Genomic DNA, 19,562 nt, shown 5'->3' with positions numbered 1-19,562 from the left:
ACCCGCACCGCCACGACCCCGCCCCCCTCCTCCACCCCCGACCCCGCCCCAAGGGTTCCGTTTAAGCCCGTACCACTGGCTTGATCGCGTCTCTCCACCCCTCTCCGACCCCCGTGCGTTGGCCAGTCCCGTAGCCCGTCGTGACATTCCGTTTGGGTTTTCGGACCGTCAACCGGAAGACTGCACCCGTGACGTCCCGTATCCCGCGCGACTCCAGGCTTCGACTCGTCCGCCCGCGACCCCTGGCCGGCGCCCCCTCAGCTGTGAACCAGCGGCGCACGCGCCGCCCCGCGCCCCGCCCGCCGGAGGGCACACCGGCCCCGGCGGAGCTGGCCAGAATGGCGCGCTCAGGTCTCGCCGACGCGGCCCGTGTCGCGCGCTGGGCCGACGCCGCCCTCGGCCCCGGCCGCGACGCGGCGACCCACGACGGCAAGGCCACCCTCTCCGACGCGACCGCCGAACGGGCGGCCCGCGACCTGGGCCTGACCTCGGCTCAGGTCCGTGCCGACTGGGACACCGCCCGCCTCGCCGGCCTCGTCGAGGTGCACGGCGACAGCGCCCGCCCGGGCTGGCGGCTGCGCGCCTGGGACCGTGACGACAGCGCCGTACTGCGCGGCTGGGTCGCCCTCTTCGACGCCTGGTCGCTCGCCACCCCGGAGCCCGCGGACGAGGAGCCCGGCGCCGTCGCCGAGGTCGTCTCGGCCATGCCGCAGGTGCTCTCCTTCCTCCAGCTGTCCGCCGGCCCCGTCCCCGTGGACCAGCTTCTCGACCTCCTGCGCCAGCGCGTCACCGAACTGCGCACCGAGCGTTGCGAGGTCTCCTACGGCCCCGAGGCCGACACCGCGACCCCCGAGGCCCCGGCCCCCTCCGCCGACGCCGACCCGGCGGAGCCCGCCCAGGACGCCGAACTCGCCCCCCTCCTCGACTGGGCCCTGCACGCCCTCGCCTCCGTGGGCGCGCTCACCTGCGGCGACGGACACGCCACCCTCACCCCGCTCGGCAACTGGGCGGTCTGGGTCAAGCTGGAGCAGATCTGCGTCGCCGCGCAGAGCCCCGCCGGGAACATCGAGGTCTCCGCCGAGGAGATGCTCCGCGGCTGCGCCCAGCTCCGCCCGAACGCGGCCCGCGCCGAGTACCGCGCCTGGCTCGCCGCCCGCCCCGTCGGCAGTGCCGTCACCGAGCTGCTGTCCGCCGCCCGCGGCGAGGACGCCCTGCTGCGCGGCCTCGCCTTCGAGGCGCTGCGCGTCGTCGGCGCCCCCGCCGAGCCCGACGTCCGCGCCGTCGTCGAGGAGCCGGCCCTCAGGCCGTACGCCCTGCTCTGGCTCGCCGAGCACGACGGGGTGGACCCGGAGGACGCGCACGAGGTGCTCACCCGGGAGGAGGCCACCTGGCTCTGGGTCGACACCGCCGCGGCCGTCGCCGACCACGGCGAGGCGCCGATGCTGGTGCGCCACCTGGAGTCGGCGCTGCAGCCGACCGTCCCCGCGCTCCTGAACGAGGTGCGCGCGGTCGGACACCCGCGCACCGTGCAGGTCCTGGTGGCGCTGGCCGCCGCGCACCCCGACCCGGCGCTGGCGAAGGCCGTCCGCCGGGCCGCCTTCCAGGTCCACACCGGGGGCAGCTGACCCCGGGGAGGGCTCCTCCGGGAGGCCCGTCAGCCCTGTATCTCGGGCGCGTAGGTGCCGAAGCTCCAGATGTTGCCCTCGGTGTCCCGGGCCATGTAGTCCCGGGAGCCGTAGTCCTGGTCCGTCGGGGGCATCAGGATCTCCGCGCCGTGCTCCACGGCCCGCCGGTGGTGGGCGTCGACGTCGTCCACCACGACGTACACCCCGGCGGGGCCGGCGTCCTTCATCGCCGTGTCGAAGACGCCGCCGCGGCCCTTCGACCCCAGCATCACCGCGCCGTTGCCCTGCACCAGCTCGGCATGGAGCACCGAGCCGTCCTCGCCCTCGTACACGGACAGCTCCGTGAACCCGAAGGCCTCCGTGAGCTGCCGGATCGCCGCCTTCGCGTCCCGGTACAGCACCGTCGGACAGATGCTCGGACGCCCGCTGTTCGTCCCTGCCATGCCGATCACTCCCTTGTGATCTCTGCCGGACGGACCACTCGACTCCTGCCGGACATGTGATCCACCGCCCAGTCTGGCAGCCCCCACTGACAACGCCCCTCGGCCCGCGGCACGGGGAGATCGAACACCCGAACCGGGAAAACTGGTTGCACGGCCCCGTTAGACTGGCCCCATGGCCATTCTCCTCGCGCATTAGACGGCGGGAACGTCCTCAGCCGCCCATCCCGCCAACGACCCCGCCCTGGAGTCTGTCCGTGATCTCCGCCTCCGGCATCGAGCTGCGCGCCGGTGCCCGCATCCTCATCGAGAACGCTTCCTTCCGTGTCGCCAAGGGTGACCGCATCGGCCTGGTCGGCCGCAACGGCGCCGGCAAGACCACGCTGACCAAGGTCCTGGCCGGCGAAGGCATCCCCGCCGGCGGCACCGTCACCCGCTCCGGCGAGGTCGGCTACCTGCCGCAGGACCCTCGCACCGGCGACCTCGACGTCTTCGCCCGCGACCGCATCCTCTCCGCCCGCGGCCTCGACGTCCTCATCCGCAAGATGCGGGAGAACGAGCAGCGCATCGCGAACGGCCAGGGCGCCACCCGCGAGAAGGCCCTGAAGCAGTACGAGCGCCAGGAGACGGAGTTCCTCACCAAGGGCGGGTACGCCGCCGAGGCCGAGGCCGCCACCATCGCCGCCGCGCTCAACCTGCCCGACCGTGTCCTCGGTCAGCCCCTGCACACGCTCTCCGGCGGTCAGCGCCGCCGTGTGGAGCTGGCGCGGATCCTGTTCTCCGACGCGGACACCCTGCTCCTGGACGAGCCGACGAACCACCTCGACGCCGACTCGATCATCTGGCTGCGGGACTACCTCAAGACCTACCGCGGCGGCTTCATCGTCATCTCCCACGACGTCGACCTGGTCGAGACGGTCGTCAACAAGGTTTTCTACCTGGACGCCAACCGCTCCCAGATCGACATCTACAACATGGGCTGGAAGCTCTACCAGCAGCAGCGCGAGGCCGACGAGAAGCGCCGCAAGCGCGAGCGCGCCAACGCCGAGAAGAAGGCCGCCGCACTGCATTCGCAGGCCGACAAGATGCGCGCCAAGGCCACCAAGACGGTCGCCGCGCAGAACATGGCCCGCCGCGCCGACAAGCTGCTCTCCGGCCTGGAGGCGGTCCGCCAGTCCGACAAGGTCGCCAAGCTCCGCTTCCCGGAGCCCGCGCCCTGCGGCAAGACGCCGCTGATGGCCGAGGGCCTGTCGAAGTCGTACGGCTCGCTGGAGATCTTCACCGACGTGGACCTGGCCATCGACAAGGGGTCGAGGGTCGTCATCCTCGGTCTCAACGGCGCGGGCAAGACCACGCTGCTCAGGCTCCTCGGCGGCGTCGAACAGCCCGACACCGGCGCGGTCGTCCCCGGCCACGGCCTCAAGCTCGGCTACTACGCCCAGGAGCACGAGACCCTCGACGCCGACCGCACGGTCCTCGAGAACATGCGCTCGGCCGCCCCCGACATGGACCTCGTCGAGGTCCGCAAGGTGCTCGGCTCGTTCCTGTTCTCCGGCGACGACGTCGACAAGCCGGCGGGTGTCCTGTCCGGCGGTGAGAAGACCCGCCTGGCCCTGGCCACCCTCGTGGTCTCCTCGGCGAACGTGCTGCTGCTCGACGAGCCCACCAACAACCTCGACCCGGCCAGTCGCGAGGAGATCCTCGGCGCCCTGCGCACCTACAAGGGCGCGGTCGTTCTGGTCACCCACGACGAGGGCGCCGTCGAGGCCCTCCAGCCCGAGCGGATCATCCTGCTCCCCGACGGCGTCGAGGACCTGTGGGGCTCCGACTACGCGGATCTCGTCGCCCTGGCTTGATCGAAAGCGTGATCCACGGCGTATGGATCATTCGGCCCTCTTCTGATCCATCATCTGTGTGAGATCTCCTCGTATCGAGGTGTGTCCTACATCCATTTCACGGCCGATCCCTCTGTCGACCAGGGATCGGCCGTCGCGCGTCTCTGACCTGGCATTTCACGGAATGACCCGTTCGGCCCCACGAACACCACCGCATGGAATGACATCTTCCGTTTGTGGGGACGCGCTCCTGTCGTCAAAACCCTCTCGCACGGACCTTGCCGAATGGGTGGCCATCGGGGCCCGGAGGGGTGATCATGAGGGGACCAGAGCGCACTTCCCATGAGGAGGCACGGGTGGCCGAGACTCTGAAGAAGGGCAGCCGGGTGACCGGCGCCGCGCGCGACAAGCTCGCGGCAGACCTGAAGAAGAAGTACGACTCCGGTGCGAGCATCCGGGCGCTGGCCGAGGAAACCGGTCGCTCGTATGGCTTCGTACACCGGATGCTCAGTGAGTCGGGCGTCACGCTCCGTGGGCGTGGCGGGGCGACGCGGGGCAAGAAGGCCGCCTCGTCCTGACCCGGGCGGCCCACCGGCTTCGATGGTGGCCACCCGGTCGGTTGTCGGATCGGCCGGGTGGTTACTGTGCAGTCACTTAGCTTTGCTTCGCTGACCGCACTCATCGGAGGCGCCCCATGGCTTCGCCCGACCAGGAACTCGCTCCCCTGCTCGACAAGGACGGCGTACGGCTCACCGTCGACGACACGCTCGCCACGGTGACGCTGACCAACCCGGCCAAGCGCAACGCGCAGAGTCCCGCGATGTGGCGCGCGCTCGCCGAAGCCGGGCGACAGCTGCCGGGCTCCGTCCGCGTGGTCGTGCTGCGCGGCGAGGGCAAGTCCTTCTCCGCCGGGCTCGACCGGCAGATGTTCACGCCCGAGGGGATCGAGGGCGAGCCGTCCTTCATCGATCTCGCGCGCAGTGGCGACGCCGAACTCGACGCCGCCATCGCCGAGTTCCAGGAGGGCTTCACCTGGTGGCGACGCAGCGACCTCGTGTCGATCGCCGCCGTCCAGGGCCACGCCATCGGTGCGGGCTTCCAGCTCGCTCTCGCCTGTGACCTGCGCGTCGTCGCCGACGACGTGCAGTTCGCCATGCGCGAGACCAGCCTCGGCCTCGTACCGGACCTCACCGGCACCCACCCCCTCGTCTCCCTGGTCGGCTACGGCCGTGCCGTCGAGATCTGCCTGACCGGCCGCTTCGTGCACGCGGAGGAGGCGGTGAGTACCGGGCTCGCCAACCTCGCCGTCCCCGCGGCCGAGCTGGACGCGACGGTCCGTGAGCTGGCCGCGGCGATCCTGGCCGCCCCGCGGGACGCGGCCGTCGAGACCAAGGCGCTGCTGCGGGGCGCCGGAGACCGTACGTACGACGAGCAGCGTGCCGCCGAGCGAGCCGCTCAGGCCCGACGGCTGCGGGATCTGGCCGGCCTCGGCGAGTGAGCGCTCAGCCCACCGCCGTCACCAGCACCGCCACCGTCGGCTGATCCCGCAACGCCTCCGCCACCACACCACGGACCTCCCGGGCCACGTCCAGTGCCCGGTGGTCCGCGCTCACCGCGATCTCCACGCGCACGTGCCGGCGCGGCAGGGCGGCGGCGGTGGCGACCGCGTGCGGCCGCTCCTCGACCCGCACCGCCCGTCCGAGCACATCGGTCAGCCCCGCGACCCCCGGCACGGCGAGAGCCGCGTCGGCCGCACGCGCCTCGTCACCCTCGCGAGCCGCCTCGGACCACTGCGGTGGCCGCACCTGCTCCGGCTCCTCCGCGAACTCCTCGTCCAGGAGAGCCGTCACCCGCAGATCCACCTCCGCCACCACCAGCCCGAGCCGCTCCGCCGCGGCCGTCGCCAGGGCCGTACGCAGCCGGGACGCCGCCGCCGGCAGCGGCTCGGAGGCCGTCGCCGCGCAGGCCGCCGTCACCCGCAACGGTCCCGGCGGCAGCGCACTCGGCGGAGGCGGCACGACCGGCTCCTCCGCGCCCTCCGGATCCGCCAGCGCGAGGCGCAGGGGCCCCAGGCGCACCCCCCGCACCTCTCGCACCGCCCGTCGCAGCACCGCCTCCGCCGCACTCTCCGCGATCCACGCGCCGTCCCGCAGCCCGCCCAGGGGCAGCAGTCTGCCCAGGCCGAGCTGATGCCGTACCGCAGTCGTCAAACGATCCGCCTTCATTACTCCAGCGTGCCGCATCCCCGGAGCGCGATTCGGCAACCGCGCTTACGGTGGTCGAAGGAGGACCATCGAAAAGGACGTACGGCGATGAGTGAGACATCGGAGCAGAACCGGACGCAGGTCCCGGACAGCGGTACCGAAGCGGTGCAGACCCGCAGGCCCACCAGTCGCGGCGGCGGAGCCCCGGCGTCCCGCGGGCGCACCACGATCGCCGACGGGGTCGTGGAGAAGATCGCCGGAATGGCGGCACGGGATGTTGACGGCGTCTACGCCATGGGCAGCGGCCTCAGCCGCACCTTCGGGGCCGTACGCGACCGGGTGCCCGGCGGCACGAAGGCCGTGGCGCGCGGGGTCAAGGCCGAGGTCGGCGAGGTGCAGACCGCGCTCGACCTGGAGATCGTGGTCGTCTACGGCGTGGCGATCTCCGACGTCGCGCGGGACGTGCGCGAGAACGTCATCGCGGCCGTCGAGCGGATGACCGGTCTCGAGGTCGTCGAGGTCAACATCGCGGTGAGCGACGTCAAGCTGCCCGAGGAAGAGGAAGAGGAGCCGCAGACCCGGCTCCAGTGACGGGTCGCCGACCGGGCGACCGGTGAGGGGAGTGCACGTTGAACATGGCCATGGTCGGCATGATCGCCGGTATGGCGCTGGGCTTCGCCGGATACTTCGGCGGGTTCGGGGCCTTCGTGCTGGTGGCGGCCCTGGGCGCCATCGGCTTCGTCGTCGGCCGGTTCCTGGAAGGGGACCTGGACCTCGGCGACTTCTTCCGCACGCGCGAAAACCGGCGGCGGTGACGCAAGTGAGCGAGGGGAGCGTCGCGCTCGGCAGCGGGGCCGGCGTCGTCCCGCCGGGGGAGCGCGGCGCGACCCGGATCGCCGACCGGGTCGTCGCCAAGATCGCCGCGCGGGCCGCACTCGAGGCGGTCGGACGCCTGCCCTCCGAGGCCGCCCGTCCGCACGTCACCGTCGTCGTACGCCCCCACTCTCGGCTTGGCTCGAGCGGGGGGACCCCCATCGAAGCAGCCCACATCCGCGTCCACCTCGAACTCGACTATCCGACCGATCTCGGGTCCCGCTGTCATGCGGTGCGTCGTCATGTCACCGAGCGGGTAGGCGCGTTGGTGGGAATGGAGGTGCCGGAAGTCGCCGTCCAGGTCGAACGGCTGCACCTGACGGAGGCGCACGGCGCGGTACACGGGAGGACGCGATGAGCGAGCCCCGGAGCTTGGAGGGCACCACACAGCAACTGCCGGTCCTGGAGAAACCCGCGGAGAACCCACCGGAGAACCCGCCGGAGACCGAGCCCGGCCCCGCCCCGCGCAGCGGCCGCTTCTGGTCCGCGCGCCGCGTCCCGGCGGGCATCGTCGCGCTCCTGCTCCTGGCCCTCGCGGGAGCCTTCCTCTACGACATCGCCGCCGTCCGCGCCGACCGGCCCGCCCTGCACGCCCGCCGGGAACTCGCCCGGCAACTCGCCGAACGGCCCCTGGACGACCCCTGGGTGCTCGTCGGCGCGGGGGTCGCGCTCGCCCTCGGCCTGTGGCTGATCGTCCTCGCCGTCACCCCGGGCCTGCGTGACGTCCTGCCCATGCGCCGCACCCGGCCCGACGTCCGTGCCGGACTCCACCGCGGCGCCGCCACGCTGGTGCTGCGCGACCGGGCCATGGAGGTCGTCGGCGTGCAGTCGGTGCGGGTACGCACGGGCCGCCGCAGGGCCGACGTCCGCGCGGTCTCCCACTTCCGCGACCTGGACGACGTACGCGCCGACCTGGACACCGTGCTCGGTGACGCGGTCCGCGGCCTGGGCCTGGCGCGTCCGCCGAAGCTGACGGTGCAGGTGCGCCGGCCCGGCAGGAAGGGATGAGGGCGATGCTCAGGACCGTCAACCGTGTGGCACTGGGGCTCGTGGGCCTCGTCCTCGTCGTCGTCGGCGGCGCGGTGCTGGCCGTGGGCCTCGGGGTCGCTCCGCCCTCGTGGTGGATCCACGACGGCCCCCACGACGTCCTGCTCAGCACCGCCGAACGCACCCGTTGGCGCGACGAGACCTGGTGGTGGCCGAGCGTCCTCGCCGTCCTCACGGTCCTCGTGCTGCTCGCCCTGTGGTGGCTGGTCTCGATCCTGCGGCGCCGCCGGCTCGGCGAGGTCCTCGTGGACACCGGCGACGGCGCTGGCGCCCTGTTGCGAGGCCGCGCCCTGGAGAGCGTACTGGCCGCCGACGCGTCCCGCCTGGACGGCGTCTCCCACGCCCACGCCCACCTGACGGGCCGCAGGGACGCCCCCGAGGCCCACGTACGCCTCCTCCTGGAGCCACATGTGGACCCGGGGGACACCCTGGACCACCTGACGACGGAGTCCCTGACCCATGCGAGGGAATCGGCGGCCCTGAAGGCGCTGCCGGCGGAAGTCCGCATGAGGACAGCCAAACACCGCGCGGAAAGGGTCAGTTGAGACGACCGCGAGCGACGACGGGACCGTCAGAACCCGTGCCGCATCCCGCCGTCGACGGGAACCATGATCCCGGTCAGATAAGAAGCACCCGGCGACAGCAGGAAAGCCGCCGTTCGCCCGAACTCCTCCGGCGTCCCGTACCGCCGCAACGGAATCCGAGCCTCGTTGGCGGCCCGGGTGGCCTCGGGATCAGCCGACAGCCCGTCCAGCTCGCGCACGCGGTCCGTGTCGATCCGCGCCGGCAGCAACCCCACGACCCGGATCCCCCGCGGCCCCAACTCGTCCGCGAGCGACTTCGCGAACCCCGCCAGCCCGGGCCGCAGTCCGTTCGAGATCGTCAGCCCGGGAATCGGCTCGTGCACCGACCCGGACAGCACGAACCCGATGACACCCCCGGCCTCCAGCTCGGCGGCGGCCGCCCGCGCCAGCCGCACCGCGCCCAGGAACACCGACTCGAACGACGTCTGCCACTGCTCGTCGCTGTTGTCGGCGACGAACCCCGGCGGCGGCCCGCCCACGCTGACGAGGATGCCGTCGAACCCCCCGAAGTGCTCACGGGCCGCCGCGATCAGCCGCGCGGGCGCCTCGGGGTCGGCGTTGTCGACGGCGACGCCTACCGCGTTCGCCCCCAGCTCGGCCGCCGCGTCGACGGCACGCTGTGCGTCCCGCCCCGTGACGACCACCTTCGCGCCGTCCGCGACCAGCTCGCGCGCGGCGGCGTTGCCGAGGCCGCGCGTGGCCCCGGTGACGACGTACACCCGGTCCTTCAGTCCAAGATCCATGGCCCCTATCCTGCCCCCTCGCCGTCGAACAGCGTGAGGGCGGTGTTGACCAGGCCGATGTGACTGAAGGCCTGGGGGAAGTTGCCGAGGTGACGGCCGCTCACCGGGTCGTACTCCTCCGCCAGCAGGCCCACGTCGTTGGCCAGGTGGCACAGTCGTTCGAACAGCTCCCGTGCCTCCTTCGTGCGGCCCGTCATGTGGAGCGCGTCGGCGAGCCAGAAGGAACACGCCAGGAAGGTGCCCTCGTCGCCGGGCAGGCCGTCGACCGTGGTGCCGTCGGTGCTGTAGCGGCGCACCAGGCCGCCGTGGCCGAGTTCCTCGCGGACCGCGTCGATGGTGCCGATCACGCGCGGGTCGTCGGGCGGCAGGAAGCCGACACGGGGGATCAGCAGCAGGGAGGCGTCCAGGTCGTGTGAGCCGTAGTACTGGGTGAAGGTGTTCCGCTCCGGGTCGTAGCCCTTCTCGCACACCTCGCGATGCACCTCCTCGCGCAGCTTTCGCCAGCCCTCCAGGTCGCCGTGCAGCCGGGGGTACTCCTCCAGCGCGCGGACGGCCCGGTCGGCGGCCACCCACACCATCACCTTGGAGTGCACGAACTGGCGGCGTCCGCCGCGCACCTCCCACAGCCCCTCGTCCGGCTGCCGCCAGTTCTCGCTCAGCCACGTCATCAGCGCGCACTGCAGCGACCACATGTGCGGCTTGGGCGACATGCCCGAGGCGCGGGCCAGCGACAGGGAGTCCATGACCTCGCCGTAGACGTCCAGTTGGAGCTGGTTCACGGCCTCGTTGCCGATGCGTACGGGCTGGGAGCCGGCGTAGCCGGACAGCCATGGCAGCTCGCACTCGGGCAGCCGGCGCTCGCCCGCCAGCCCGTACATGATCTGCAGGTCCGCCGGGCTGCCCGCGACGGCGCGCAGCAGCCAGTCGCGCCAGGCCTCGGCCTCCTCCTGGTAGCCGGCCGCCAGCAGGGCGCCGAGGGTGAGGGTGGAGTCGCGCAGCCAGCAGTAGCGGTAGTCCCAGTTGCGCACCCCGCCGAGCTCCTCGGGCAGGGAGGTGGTGAGCGCGGCGACGATGCCGCCGGTGGGCACGTAGGTGAGGGCCTTGAGCGTGATCAGGGAGCGCATGACGGCGTCCCGGTGGGGTCCGTCGTAGCGGCACCGGGCGGACCAGGCCTGCCAGTCGTCGACGCTGGCCCGCAGTGCCTCGTAGGGGTCGACGAGCGGTGGGCGCGGGTGGTGCGAGGGGTGCCAGGTCAGCACGAAGGCGACCGACTCGCCCTCGCCGACGGTGAACTCGGAGTGGGTGGAGAAGTCCTCGCCCCAGGTGTCCACCGCGGGTTCGCTGCGCAGCCAGACCGCGTCCGGGCCCGCGATCGCCACACGGTGGCCGTCGACCCGGCGCATCCACGGGATGACCCAGCCGTAGTCGAAGCGCAGCCGCAGCGTGCTGCGGACGGTGACCCGGCCGCGCAGGCCCTCCACGATGCGTACGACGTCGGGGGCGCGGTCGCGCTGCGGCATCAGGTCGGTGACGCGGATCGCCCCCTCGTCCGTCTCCCACTCGGTGTCCAGGACGAGGGTGTCGGGCCGGTAGGCGCGCCGTGTGCAGGGGCCGCCGTCGACGCCCTTGGGCGCGATGCGCCAGTGACCGTTCTCCTCGTCACCGAGGAGGCGGGCGAAGCAGGCGGCGGAGTCGAAGCGGGGCAGGCACAGCCAGTCGACGGAGCCGTCCAGGCCGACCAGGGCGGCGGTCTGCTCGTCGCCGATGAGCGCGTAGTCCTCGATCAGGGGGTGCACGGGGTGCGGGTTCCCGGCGGAACCAGGGGGCAATCAGGGGTGCGGCCGGGGGAGTGACGCGTGGCTCACCGCGTCGCCGGTGCCTGAGAAGATCACGCCGGGGTCCGAGGGGGCCTGGTTGAGCACCCACAGCCCGATCAGCGTCGCCAGGGTGAAGACGACGGCGATCAGTACGGCCAGCACCAGCCGTCGCCGGCGTTCCCGGCGCAGCCATTCGCCGCGTGCCGTGCGGTAGGCGTCGGGGGCCGCCCGCACGCCTCCGGCCAGCGCCTCCAGGGCTTCGCGCAGCTCCCGCTCCGTGCGGTCCGCACCGGTGCCACGCGACGGAGTCGCATCTCGATGCGTCATCGCCGGGCCTCCATCGCCTGGGTCAGGGCGGCCAGGCCGCGCGAGGTGTGGGTTTTGACGGAGCCGCAGGAGATGCCCATCGCGGCGGCGATCTCACCCTCCTTCAGCCCCAGCCAGTGTCGCAGCACCAGCGCCTCGCGCTGCCGTGCCGGCAACTGCTGGAGGGCGTCGATCAGCACCCGCTGGTCGTCGCGGAGCAGTGCGGTGCTCTCGGCGGAGGCGACGGTCTCGTCCGGGAGTTCCGGTGGATTCTCCACGTGCTTGCGGGCGACCTGGAGGTGGCGTATCCGCATCCGGGTCAGATTGCAGACGGTGGAGCGCAGATAGGCCTCCGCCGCCTCGACGTCCCGCAGCCGCCGCCACTTGCGGTAGATCTGGTAGTACGCCTCGGCCACCACGTTCTCCGGGTCGTCGGCGCCGAGCAGCACGGCGAGCCGCAGCATCGAGGAGTAGTGCAGCTCGAAGAGCCGGGCGAGGCCGGCCTCGCGTTCCAGCTCGGCCGGGTCGGTCACCACGGGAGCGAGCGCCTGCTGCTCGACGAACGGCTCCGGCACGGGAATCGGGTGTCTGCGTCTCACGGGTGGTTCGCTCCCGTCTCGGGGCGGCGCCTGACGGTCAGGCGGGACGGCAGGTCGGTCGCGTCGGCGCCACGCGGGACGCCGAAGTGTTCGAGGGCGGCGGTGACGGTGACCGCGACGGCCAGGTTGAGCAGCAGGGCCGCGAGTCCGGCGTAGACCGTCGGCGCTCCGAACCCCAGGGGCACGAGGGACGAGAACCCCTCGCGCACCACCATGAGGGTTCCGGCCAGCATGCCGGTGGCCCACCCCGCGAGCAGCGCCCTCGGGTGCAGCCGCGCGGTGAACAGCCCGACGGCCACGGCCGGGAAGATCTGCAGGATCCACACTCCGCCCAGCAGCTGGAGATTGACGGCGTCCTGGTCGCGCAGCCCGAACACGAACGCCACCGCGCCCACCTTCGCGGTGAGCGACACGCCCTTGGCGATGCGCACCTGCCGCTTGGGCGTGGCCGTCGGATGGACGTACTCGACGTACACGTTCCGCACGAAGCTCGTCGCCGCGGCGATCGACATGACGGCGGCCGGGACCAGCGCGCCCACGGTGATCGCGGCGAACACCAGCCCGGCCAGCGGCGCTGGCATCAGCCGGTCGACCAGCATGGGCACGGCGGCCTCGGCACTGCCCCGGGGAGCCTCCACCCCCGTCGCGAGGGCCGCGATGCCGAGGAAGCCGAAGAGGGCGAGCAGGCCCGTCCAGGCGGGCAGGGCCACGGAGACCTTGCGCAGGGTCCGCGGGCCGTCGGCGGCGAACCCGGCGGTGAGCACGTGCGGGTACATCAGCAGGGCCAGCGCGGAGCCGAGGGCGAGCGTGGCGTACGCGGGCTGCTGGGCGGGGGAGAGCAGCAGCGGGGAGTGGGCGAGGTCCGTTCCGCCGAGGCGCCGGGCCGCGCCCTCGAAGACCGGCCCGGGCCCGCCGAGCCGTGCCAGGACCAGCCAGCACACGGCGGTGAGCGAGACGAACACCGCCACCGCCTTCAGTGCGGAGATCACCGTGGGCGCGCGCAGCCCGTGCCGGTACGTGGCCACCGCGAGCCCCGCGAACAGCGCCACCATCACCAGGTCCCCGGCGGGACCGCGCGGAGAGACCCCGCCGGCGGTCAGCACCGCCTGTATGCCGAGGAGTTGCAGCGCCAGATACGGCATGGTTGCCAGAATCCCGGTCAGCGCGACCACCAGGGCCAGCGGCGGCGACCCGTACCGCCCGCGCACGAAGTCGGCGGCGGTGACGTAGCCGTGCCGGCGGGCCACGCTCCACAGACGGCTCAGCAGGACGAAGGCGAGCGGCCAGACGATCACCGTGTACGGCACCGCGAAGAACGCGGGCGCGCCGTTGCCGTACGCCAGCCCCGGCACGGCGGTGAAGGTGTACGCGGTGAAGATCGTGCCGCCGAGCAGCAACCACGTCCACACCGGGCCCAGGGCGCGGTCGGCCAGCGCCCAGCCCTCGAGGGAGGGCAGCCGGTCGCTGGGGCGCAGGCGCCGTGCGGTGACGGCGAGCAGCGACGCCGCGCCGATCACGGCGAGGAACGTCGCGGTCATGGCGCCGTCGGCCATGGGTCACCGTCCTTGGTGTGCCTGTGCCCTCAACCCTTGGTTGCGCGGGCGACCGATTCGGTTGACGGAAAACCGGCGGGAAATCTCCTGGAAATTCACCGGCAACCGGTTTCCGGCGGGTGGGCAACTCTTGCACAGTCCGACAGCGGACGGGAGCCCCAAGGGCATGGTCACCGCTGGTCGGCGCGGTCTCCCGAGCGGCTGGGCACCGTTCACCCGCAGTCCGGGCGAGGAGCCGCCATGCCTGCCGCCACCCTGCCCGGAACCGGTCGTTCAATGCCGGAAAAGTCGCGAATGCTACTTCGGTCGACCCTTGTGTGGACCGCCGTCGCCCTGCTCGGTGCCGTGGTCCCGGGCGTCCTCGCGCCCGCCTGGGGCGCGGAGATCTCCGCGGTCCGGCTGATGACGGCCGCGCTCGGCTCGTATGCCATCGCCCACCGGTTCGGCTCCGCTTCCTCGCCCGGCGCGTGCTGCGGCCCGACGACCGCCGTGCCGCTGCGGCGGAACGGCTGGAGGACGGCGTCGACCAACAGCCGACCGACCGCCGGATGCTGCTCGGCCACCCCTCCGCCGCCGACGTGTCGGTCGCAGCCGGCCGAGCCGCCGGTGGGGGTGCGGCCGTGCGGGCCGCCCGCTGGGCGCGAGGCGCTGCGCGCACGGCACCGGGAGGAACACCCGCAGAGCCGCTGCTGCTGACCGGGCCGCGGGGCGAACGCCACCCGCTGCCGAGGTGCGCGCCCGCCCCGCGGCGCGGCGCGCGTGCGCTACACCGTCGCCGGCTCCGCCTGCTCCGTCTCCTGGTGTGCCGTTTCCTTCCGGTCGCGGAGCTCACGGCGGACCAGGATCACCCAGCCGATGGGCACGCCGGCGGCGAACAGCCACCACTGGATGGCGTACGCGTAGTTCAGCGCGGCGTTCTCGTCACCCGGCTTGCCGAGCAGTTCCGGGGTGTCGCCCTTGGGCTCGGGAGTGATCTGCGCGATGTAGCCGCCGAGGACCTGGGCGCCCAGGCGCCGTGCCTCCTGCTCGCTGTTGATCAGCATGATCTGCCGGTCGGGCAGGCCCTTGAGGTCCTTGATGCCGCTCGCCTCGGTCGTCTCGTCGGGCATCAGCCGCCCGGTGACGGTGATCCGGCCGCCGGGCGGTGCGGGAATCCTGGGAAACGCGGTCTGGCTCGGGCCGTCGGCGGGGATCCAGCCGCGGTTGACCAGCAGCACCTTGCCGTCCGTCAGGACGAAGGGGGTGAGGACGTGGAAGCCGACCTCTTCGTCGGCGTTGACGCGCCGCCTGACGACGACTTCCCGCTCGGTGTCGAAGTGGCCCTCGGCGGTCACCGTGCGGTACCGCTGGTCGGTGGTGACGGTGTGCCCTGGCGAGGTCAGCTTCTCCACGGGCGCCGGCTCGGCGGTCAGCGCGTCGGAGACCAGCTGGTTCCGGGCGGAGCGCTCCTCGTAGCGGTGCATCTGCCAGATGCCCAGCCTGATCATCGTGGGGATGAGGAGGAGGGCGACCAGCGTGATGATCACCCACTGCCGGGACAACAGGAAGCGGTACACCCCACGACCGTACATCTCGGGCCGTGGGGTGCTTCCGGCAGGGTGCGCTCAGACGCGGTCGACGATGCCCACCTTCCCCTCCGCCCGCGCGCAGTGGGCGCCGCAGTACCAGTGACCCTCGACCTCGACGCCCTGGCCGATGATCTGCACACGACAGTGCTCGCAGATCGGGGCCATACGGTGGATCGCGCAGGAGAAGCAGTCGAAGACATGCACCGCGCCCTGCGCGTGCACCTCGAAGGTCATTCCGTAGTTGTTGCCGCAGACTTCACATGTCGCCATGCGCCACAGGGTGAGCGGTCGCCGTGGCGCGGGCGAGCGGGCGACGGGCGAGTCGCGTGCCAATCACCCGTACGTACGGGTCACTCGTCGGCGGGCTCCACATCGCGCAGCAACTGCCCGAACGCCGCCTCGTCGACGACCGGCGTCCCGAACTGCCGGGCCTTGACCACCTTCGACGTGCCCGAATCGGGGTCGTTCGTGACCAGCAGGCTGGTCAGCCGCGACAGGCTCGTCGCCACATGCAGCCCCGCCTCGGTCGCGCGGTCCTCCAGCAGCTCGCGCTCGACCGACGTGTCGCCCGAGAAGGCCACCCGCATGCCCTGTTTGAGCCTTTTGCCGTCTTCGTAACGACCGGGGTTGGGATAGGGGCATGCGGGCCTTTTGCGGGCCGGGCGCCAACTGCTCGGCCGGTAGCCGCCGCCATAGCCGCCCGGACCGCCCGCCTGCTGACCGATCCGGGGCGCGGGCCGGTCCTGCCACTCCGTCAGCGGCCGGCACTCGTGCAGCGGCAGCCGCACACCACCCGCCGCCGCGGCCCGCAGGCTCGGCCGGAACGCCTCCGCCAGCACCCGCGCGTCGTCCAGCGCGTGGTGCGCCCGCCGCTGGACGACACCGAAGTGGGCCGCCAGCGACTCCAGCTTGTGGTTGGGCAGCGGCAGCCCCAGCTCCTTGGCGAGCGCGATCGTGCACAGCCGCTGCTTCACCGGGGCCTCGCGCTCCGCGCGCGCGTACTCCCGCGCGATCATCTGCCAGTCGAAGACCGCGTTGTGCGCGACCAGCACCCGGCCCGCGAGCCGGGCCGCGAACTCCTCGGCCACCTCGGGGAAGAGCGGCGCACCCTCCAGCGCCTCGCTGGTCAGACCGTGGATCCACACCGGGCCCGGGTCGCGCTCCGGGTTGACCAGCGTGTACCAGTGGTCCTCGACCTCACCGCGCGCGTCCAGCCGGTAGACGGCGGCGGAGATGATCCGGTCGTCGCGGGCCAGGCCGGTGGTCTCCACGTCAACGACCGCGTACCCCTGGGGATACGCGGTCGGCCACTCCGTGGAGGAGGACACTGTGGTCGTGCGGTCTTCGAGCATGGTCCCTGAGGATACGGGCCGCCACTGACACTCCGTGCACATGTCCCGGCGCAGCACCGGGCGCGGCCACACGCGCGTGCGGGACGAAGACGGACGGAACGCTCCCCGGGCGTACGGGAGTTCGACTCGGAGCGCCCGACCGGGGTACCCGTGGGAGGGGCGTACGGGGCGCCCGCACGGAGCGCCGTCAGCCCAGTGCGGCCACCAGGTCCCCGGCCGCCAGCGGCGTCAGACCGCAGCCGTCGACCGGGCCGGGCAGCAGCCGGTACACCTCCCCGGTCGCGCGCTCCGGTGCCACGCCCCCGTGCACCAGCGCGAGCAACACATGCTTCTTGGCGGCGGCTTCGCCGGCGAGCTCGTCGGCGGAGGCGCCGCCCGGCACGCCGTCCGGCCGCTCCCGCCGCTCCGGTGCCTCCAGCGCACGCACGCGTGCCGCGAACGCCGTGTCCGGCTCGGCGGCGCGCCTGACGTAGTGCCACAGCTCGTCGTCGGCGCCCGGCCGCGGCGCGCGCCGTACCACCGCGACCTCGTCCGCGCGCGCGGCGGCGTGCCACACCGCCAGGTCCCACAGCGTCGTCCGGCCGGAGGCGAAGTACTGGTACAGGTCACGGCCGGCGCGGCCCAGGTCGGCGGCGTGCCGGTACACGTTGTGGTAGCCCTCGGCGGCCGACAGGTGCAGGTCCGTCCACAGGAACGTGCGGTGGCGCAGGTCGACCATGAGCGGGACATGGACACGGGAGTCGCCGACCAGGTCGTAGCGCTGGCGCACGGTGCGCGGGTCGTACGACGCGTCGCGGGCCTCCTCGGCGGCAGAGGGGAGGGTCATGAAGCCCGCGAAGGCGTCCAGGAGCCGTTCGAAGGCGATGTCGTTGTAGCTGAAGACGACGGGCAGCGCGTACCGCACGCCGCGGCCGCCGAGCGAGGTGAGGTCCAGGTCGACGTACTCGGTGGCACCGTCCGGCGCGGGGGCCGACGTCAGGTCGCCGGAGTGCACCGCCCACCGCTCGCCGTACACCAGGTTGGTGTAGTCGCACAGGCCGGCGAACTCCCAGTTCTCGTCGTACAGCGCCACCGACAGGTCGAGGTCGACACGGGTCTTCGCGGGCTCCGTCCAGTGCAGGAACAGCCGCATGACCTCGCCGTCGGGCAGCGGCTGCGTGCTGCCGCGCGGGACGGCGACCAGGGCCTTGGCGTCGGCACGCTCGGTGGCCGGCACCGCGAGACCGGTGAGCGCCGAGTCCAGGACGGCCAGGTCGACACGCGGGGTGGCGGACAGCCGGCGCACCGCCTCGGCCTCCAGCAGCGCGCACACCTCGCGCGTCACGACGGGCGACAGCGGGGCGCGGCTGTCGTCGAGGGTGTACGCGTGCGTGACCTGGCCGCGCGGGAAGAACACCCGTCGCTCGGACGGCAGATGGCGGATCCTCAGCCGCCCGAGCGCGGCCAGCAGCGGCGCCGGACCCGCCTGCGGCAGGGCGCGCCGCAGCACGTCCGCGAAGTCTTCCGGCAGGACATCGAGAGGGCGCAGCCGCAGCAGGTGGTCGAGGCGGCGCAGCAGCTCACCGGGTCGCCGGGCCAGCAACGCCAGGGCGCCCTCGGCGTCCTTCTCGGCCAGCGCCTGCTCGACACGGGCACTCCAGGTGGCGGCACGGAGCCGGGCGCCGTCGACACGGACGGCGTCGGGGTGCGCGGCGGCGGTGCGGAGCAGGGCCTCGGCGAGGGGGATGCCGGGGGTGTTCGTGGGGTGGGGGAGGGTCTCGGCGGCCACGGCGCCCGCGACGCCGGTATCAGGCGACGGCGTCCCGCTCGACGCGGTGCCCGCGGCACTGGTGTCGCGCGGACGGGCCTCGCCCGGCGTGCCCGCGTCACCCGGAGCCGCCGCACCCGACACATCCGTCCCGCGCAGCACGGCGAACGCCATCGCCGCCTTCGGATGGCGGGCATGCTGCTCGTACGGGTGCAGGATCTCGGCCGCGCGCTTCCACAGGACCGGATGCCGCAGCACGTCCTCCACCAGCGAGGGCGCCGACAGCCCGTCGAGCAGGGCGAGAAGTCGCCGGCGCAGCCCGCGCGGCAGCGACCGCAGCCGCGGCGGCTCGATCAGGTCGGCCTCGCCGCCGGACCACACGCACAGCAGGCGCAGCACGTCCGTCGCCGTCGTGAGATGCCTGCCGAGCAACTCCAGGGCGCCCGCGCGCCGCTCACGCACCCGCAGCATCCGCCCCAGCACCAGCGCCTTCGTCTCACGCACCGGAACGTCCTCCGGGAACCACTCCACCCCCGTCGGCGCGTGCGCCAGCAGCACTGCCAGGTCCTCCCGGTCCCGCGGCGGCAGCGGCGTACGACGGGCCAGCAGCGTCCGCAGCGCGGTCACGGCGTCGGCGCGCGCGTCCCGCCCGAGCGCGAGCACCTTCAGCGGACCCACGGACACCTCGCGCGCGTGCCGCGGCGGAACAGGCTTCAGGAAGGGGTCGGCGGGGTCGACACGGCGGTGGCAGACCGGACAGCCGGAGTAGTCCGCGCCGTCCCAGCACTCCCGGCACACCAGATGCGCGCACGGCGACACCGGGTGCACGCTGCCGACGGTGCCGCACAGCACGCACGGCTGCTTCGGCCACTGCAGCAGCAGCGTGAAGACGCGGTCGATCCACAGCTGGAAGGTGTCGTCGGGCACGGAGGCCGGGAAGCTGCGGAACAGCGGCATGTGCGTACGGTCGGCACCCAGCTCGGCGTCGATGTGCGCGATCATCTGCCGCCCCGCGTCGGCCAGCCCGGCGGGCCCCAGCCACGCCAGCGCCGCCCGCAACTGCGCGTTCGGTGCGAACCCCCGGTCCAGCAGCTCGGCTTCGAGCGCGACGAGCCCCTCGTCCGTCGACGGGTCACCCGGCCGCGGCCCGGCCTGGTCGACGTAGACGGTACGGAGACGGCGGAGCAGCACGGACGCGAGTACGGACAAGCGGAATCCCCCGGAACGCGTGGAAGGCCTCCGGACTCGTCGGGCGAGTCGGGGCGAGAG

At 72.9% G+C, this 19,562-nt stretch carries 21 protein-coding genes; 10 read left to right on the top strand and 11 right to left on the bottom strand.

Annotated elements, in window-relative coordinates:
- The first annotated feature begins 188 nt into the window (after nucleotides 1-188).
- Entirely contained in the window at nucleotides 189-1,625 is a 1,437-nt protein-coding gene (locus IE263_RS44870) for a hypothetical protein (protein ID WP_189943912.1), read from the top strand.
- 29 nt (nucleotides 1,626-1,654) lie between these two features.
- Here the strand turns inward: IE263_RS44870 and IE263_RS44865 are convergent, their stop codons facing one another.
- Nucleotides 1,655-2,068, bottom strand: coding sequence for a VOC family protein (locus IE263_RS44865; protein ID WP_189943911.1), 414 nt, complete (start codon nucleotides 2,066-2,068; stop codon nucleotides 1,655-1,657).
- Nucleotides 2,069-2,322: 254 nt separating this feature from the next.
- On the opposite strand from IE263_RS44865, the gene IE263_RS44860 reads away from it, so the two are divergent.
- From IE263_RS44860 to IE263_RS44850, 3 genes are all read left to right on the top strand, one after another.
- Nucleotides 2,323-3,921: an ABC-F family ATP-binding cassette domain-containing protein gene (locus IE263_RS44860; protein ID WP_189943910.1), complete on the top strand. Its 1,599-nt coding sequence runs from the start codon at nucleotides 2,323-2,325 to the stop codon at nucleotides 3,919-3,921.
- 335 nt (nucleotides 3,922-4,256) lie between these two features.
- Nucleotides 4,257-4,478: a helix-turn-helix domain-containing protein gene (locus tag IE263_RS44855; RefSeq protein ID WP_004002281.1), complete on the top strand. Its 222-nt coding sequence runs from the start codon at nucleotides 4,257-4,259 to the stop codon at nucleotides 4,476-4,478.
- Between the two features lie 116 nt (nucleotides 4,479-4,594).
- Entirely contained in the window at nucleotides 4,595-5,398 is an 804-nt protein-coding gene (locus tag IE263_RS44850) for an enoyl-CoA hydratase/isomerase family protein (RefSeq protein ID WP_189943909.1), read from the top strand.
- 4 nt (nucleotides 5,399-5,402) lie between these two features.
- Here the strand turns inward: IE263_RS44850 and IE263_RS44845 are convergent, their stop codons facing one another.
- Entirely contained in the window at nucleotides 5,403-6,125 is a 723-nt protein-coding gene (locus IE263_RS44845) for a nucleopolyhedrovirus P10 family protein (RefSeq protein WP_189943908.1), read from the bottom strand.
- An 87-nt stretch (nucleotides 6,126-6,212) separates the two neighbouring features.
- On the opposite strand from IE263_RS44845, the gene IE263_RS44840 reads away from it, so the two are divergent.
- Genes IE263_RS44840 through amaP form a run of 5 tightly spaced genes read left to right on the top strand, consistent with a single transcriptional unit; the run spans nucleotide 6,213 to nucleotide 8,569 of the window.
- Nucleotides 6,213-6,695 carry an Asp23/Gls24 family envelope stress response protein gene (locus tag IE263_RS44840; RefSeq protein WP_189943907.1) on the top strand — a complete coding sequence of 161 codons (483 nt, stop codon included), beginning with the start codon at nucleotides 6,213-6,215 and terminating at the stop codon, nucleotides 6,693-6,695.
- A 38-nt stretch (nucleotides 6,696-6,733) separates the two neighbouring features.
- Nucleotides 6,734-6,919: a hypothetical protein gene (locus IE263_RS44835; protein WP_189943906.1), complete on the top strand. Its 186-nt coding sequence runs from the start codon at nucleotides 6,734-6,736 to the stop codon at nucleotides 6,917-6,919.
- Entirely contained in the window at nucleotides 6,916-7,335 is a 420-nt protein-coding gene (locus IE263_RS44830; RefSeq protein WP_189943905.1) for an Asp23/Gls24 family envelope stress response protein, read from the top strand. Before IE263_RS44835 ends, IE263_RS44830 begins: the two co-directional genes overlap by 4 nt.
- The gene (locus tag IE263_RS44825; protein WP_189943904.1) at nucleotides 7,332-7,985 is read left to right on the top strand and encodes a DUF6286 domain-containing protein; all 654 of its coding nucleotides are present in this window, start codon (nucleotides 7,332-7,334) and stop codon (nucleotides 7,983-7,985) included. The genes IE263_RS44830 and IE263_RS44825 overlap by 4 nt, the downstream gene beginning before the upstream one ends.
- A complete protein-coding gene (gene amaP / locus IE263_RS44820; protein WP_189943903.1) occupies nucleotides 7,982-8,569 on the top strand; it encodes an alkaline shock response membrane anchor protein AmaP in 588 nt (195 codons plus the stop codon). The genes IE263_RS44825 and amaP overlap by 4 nt, the downstream gene beginning before the upstream one ends.
- A gap of 26 nt (nucleotides 8,570-8,595) precedes the next feature.
- Here amaP and IE263_RS44815 read toward each other — a convergent pair whose 3' ends face one another.
- Genes IE263_RS44815 through IE263_RS44795 form a run of 5 tightly spaced genes read right to left on the bottom strand, consistent with a single transcriptional unit; the run spans nucleotide 8,596 to nucleotide 13,626 of the window.
- Nucleotides 8,596-9,351 (bottom strand): SDR family oxidoreductase, encoded by a 756-nt coding sequence (locus IE263_RS44815; RefSeq protein ID WP_189943902.1) that lies wholly within the window; start codon nucleotides 9,349-9,351, stop codon nucleotides 8,596-8,598.
- Nucleotides 9,352-9,356: 5 nt separating this feature from the next.
- Complete coding sequence (locus tag IE263_RS44810) at nucleotides 9,357-11,147, bottom strand: glycoside hydrolase family 15 protein (RefSeq protein ID WP_189943901.1); 1,791 nt, start codon at nucleotides 11,145-11,147, stop codon at nucleotides 9,357-9,359.
- A 33-nt stretch (nucleotides 11,148-11,180) separates the two neighbouring features.
- A complete protein-coding gene (locus IE263_RS44805; protein ID WP_189943900.1) occupies nucleotides 11,181-11,495 on the bottom strand; it encodes a hypothetical protein in 315 nt (104 codons plus the stop codon).
- On the bottom strand, nucleotides 11,492-12,055 hold the full coding sequence (locus IE263_RS44800; RefSeq protein WP_189943915.1) for a SigE family RNA polymerase sigma factor: 564 nt from the start codon (nucleotides 12,053-12,055) through the stop codon (nucleotides 11,492-11,494). The genes IE263_RS44805 and IE263_RS44800 overlap by 4 nt, the downstream gene beginning before the upstream one ends.
- 14 nt (nucleotides 12,056-12,069) lie before the next feature.
- The gene (locus tag IE263_RS44795; protein ID WP_189943899.1) at nucleotides 12,070-13,626 is read right to left on the bottom strand and encodes a sodium:solute symporter family protein; all 1,557 of its coding nucleotides are present in this window, start codon (nucleotides 13,624-13,626) and stop codon (nucleotides 12,070-12,072) included.
- A gap of 315 nt (nucleotides 13,627-13,941) precedes the next feature.
- Here IE263_RS44795 and IE263_RS44790 point away from each other — a divergent pair, with 315 nt between their 5' ends.
- Complete coding sequence (locus IE263_RS44790) at nucleotides 13,942-14,322, top strand: hypothetical protein (protein ID WP_373312286.1); 381 nt, start codon at nucleotides 13,942-13,944, stop codon at nucleotides 14,320-14,322.
- A 68-nt stretch (nucleotides 14,323-14,390) separates the two neighbouring features.
- On the opposite strand, the gene IE263_RS44785 is transcribed toward IE263_RS44790, so the two are convergent.
- The 4 genes from IE263_RS44785 to IE263_RS44770 form a co-directional block, all read right to left on the bottom strand.
- Nucleotides 14,391-15,182, bottom strand: coding sequence for an SURF1 family cytochrome oxidase biogenesis protein (locus IE263_RS44785; RefSeq protein ID WP_189943898.1), 792 nt, complete (start codon nucleotides 15,180-15,182; stop codon nucleotides 14,391-14,393).
- Nucleotides 15,183-15,230: 48 nt separating this feature from the next.
- The gene (locus IE263_RS44780; protein ID WP_188291435.1) at nucleotides 15,231-15,464 is read right to left on the bottom strand and encodes a metallothionein; all 234 of its coding nucleotides are present in this window, start codon (nucleotides 15,462-15,464) and stop codon (nucleotides 15,231-15,233) included.
- 80 nt (nucleotides 15,465-15,544) lie between these two features.
- Complete coding sequence (locus tag IE263_RS44775) at nucleotides 15,545-16,546, bottom strand: DEDDh family exonuclease (protein ID WP_189943897.1); 1,002 nt, start codon at nucleotides 16,544-16,546, stop codon at nucleotides 15,545-15,547.
- A 187-nt stretch (nucleotides 16,547-16,733) separates the two neighbouring features.
- The gene (locus IE263_RS44770; protein WP_189943896.1) at nucleotides 16,734-19,502 is read right to left on the bottom strand and encodes an MXAN_6230/SCO0854 family RING domain-containing protein; all 2,769 of its coding nucleotides are present in this window, start codon (nucleotides 19,500-19,502) and stop codon (nucleotides 16,734-16,736) included.
- Nucleotides 19,503-19,562: the final 60 nt, after the last annotated feature.

Source organism: Streptomyces aurantiogriseus (assembly GCF_014649375.1).
Classification (GTDB): Bacteria; Actinomycetota; Actinomycetes; order Streptomycetales; family Streptomycetaceae; genus Streptomyces; species Streptomyces aurantiogriseus.
This window is presented reverse-complemented; position numbering and strand designations above follow the sequence as displayed.

Excerpts from the sequence above, each read along its gene's own strand:
- IE263_RS44865 (WP_189943911.1), bottom strand. The coding sequence starts at position 2,068 with ATGGCAGGGACGAACAGCGGGCGTCCGAGCATCTGTCCGACGGTGCTG.
- IE263_RS44850 (WP_189943909.1), top strand. The coding sequence starts at position 4,595 with ATGGCTTCGCCCGACCAGGAACTCGCTCCCCTGCTCGACAAGGACGGC.
- IE263_RS44845 (WP_189943908.1), bottom strand. The coding sequence starts at position 6,125 with ATGAAGGCGGATCGTTTGACGACTGCGGTACGGCATCAGCTCGGCCTG.
- IE263_RS44840 (WP_189943907.1), top strand. The coding sequence starts at position 6,213 with ATGAGTGAGACATCGGAGCAGAACCGGACGCAGGTCCCGGACAGCGGT.
- IE263_RS44825 (WP_189943904.1), top strand. The coding sequence starts at position 7,332 with ATGAGCGAGCCCCGGAGCTTGGAGGGCACCACACAGCAACTGCCGGTC.
- amaP (WP_189943903.1), top strand. The coding sequence starts at position 7,982 with ATGAGGGCGATGCTCAGGACCGTCAACCGTGTGGCACTGGGGCTCGTG.
- IE263_RS44815 (WP_189943902.1), bottom strand. The coding sequence starts at position 9,351 with ATGGATCTTGGACTGAAGGACCGGGTGTACGTCGTCACCGGGGCCACG.
- IE263_RS44805 (WP_189943900.1), bottom strand. The coding sequence starts at position 11,495 with ATGACGCATCGAGATGCGACTCCGTCGCGTGGCACCGGTGCGGACCGC.
- IE263_RS44795 (WP_189943899.1), bottom strand. The coding sequence starts at position 13,626 with ATGGCCGACGGCGCCATGACCGCGACGTTCCTCGCCGTGATCGGCGCG.
- IE263_RS44780 (WP_188291435.1), bottom strand. The coding sequence starts at position 15,464 with ATGGCGACATGTGAAGTCTGCGGCAACAACTACGGAATGACCTTCGAG.
- IE263_RS44775 (WP_189943897.1), bottom strand. The coding sequence starts at position 16,546 with ATGCTCGAAGACCGCACGACCACAGTGTCCTCCTCCACGGAGTGGCCG.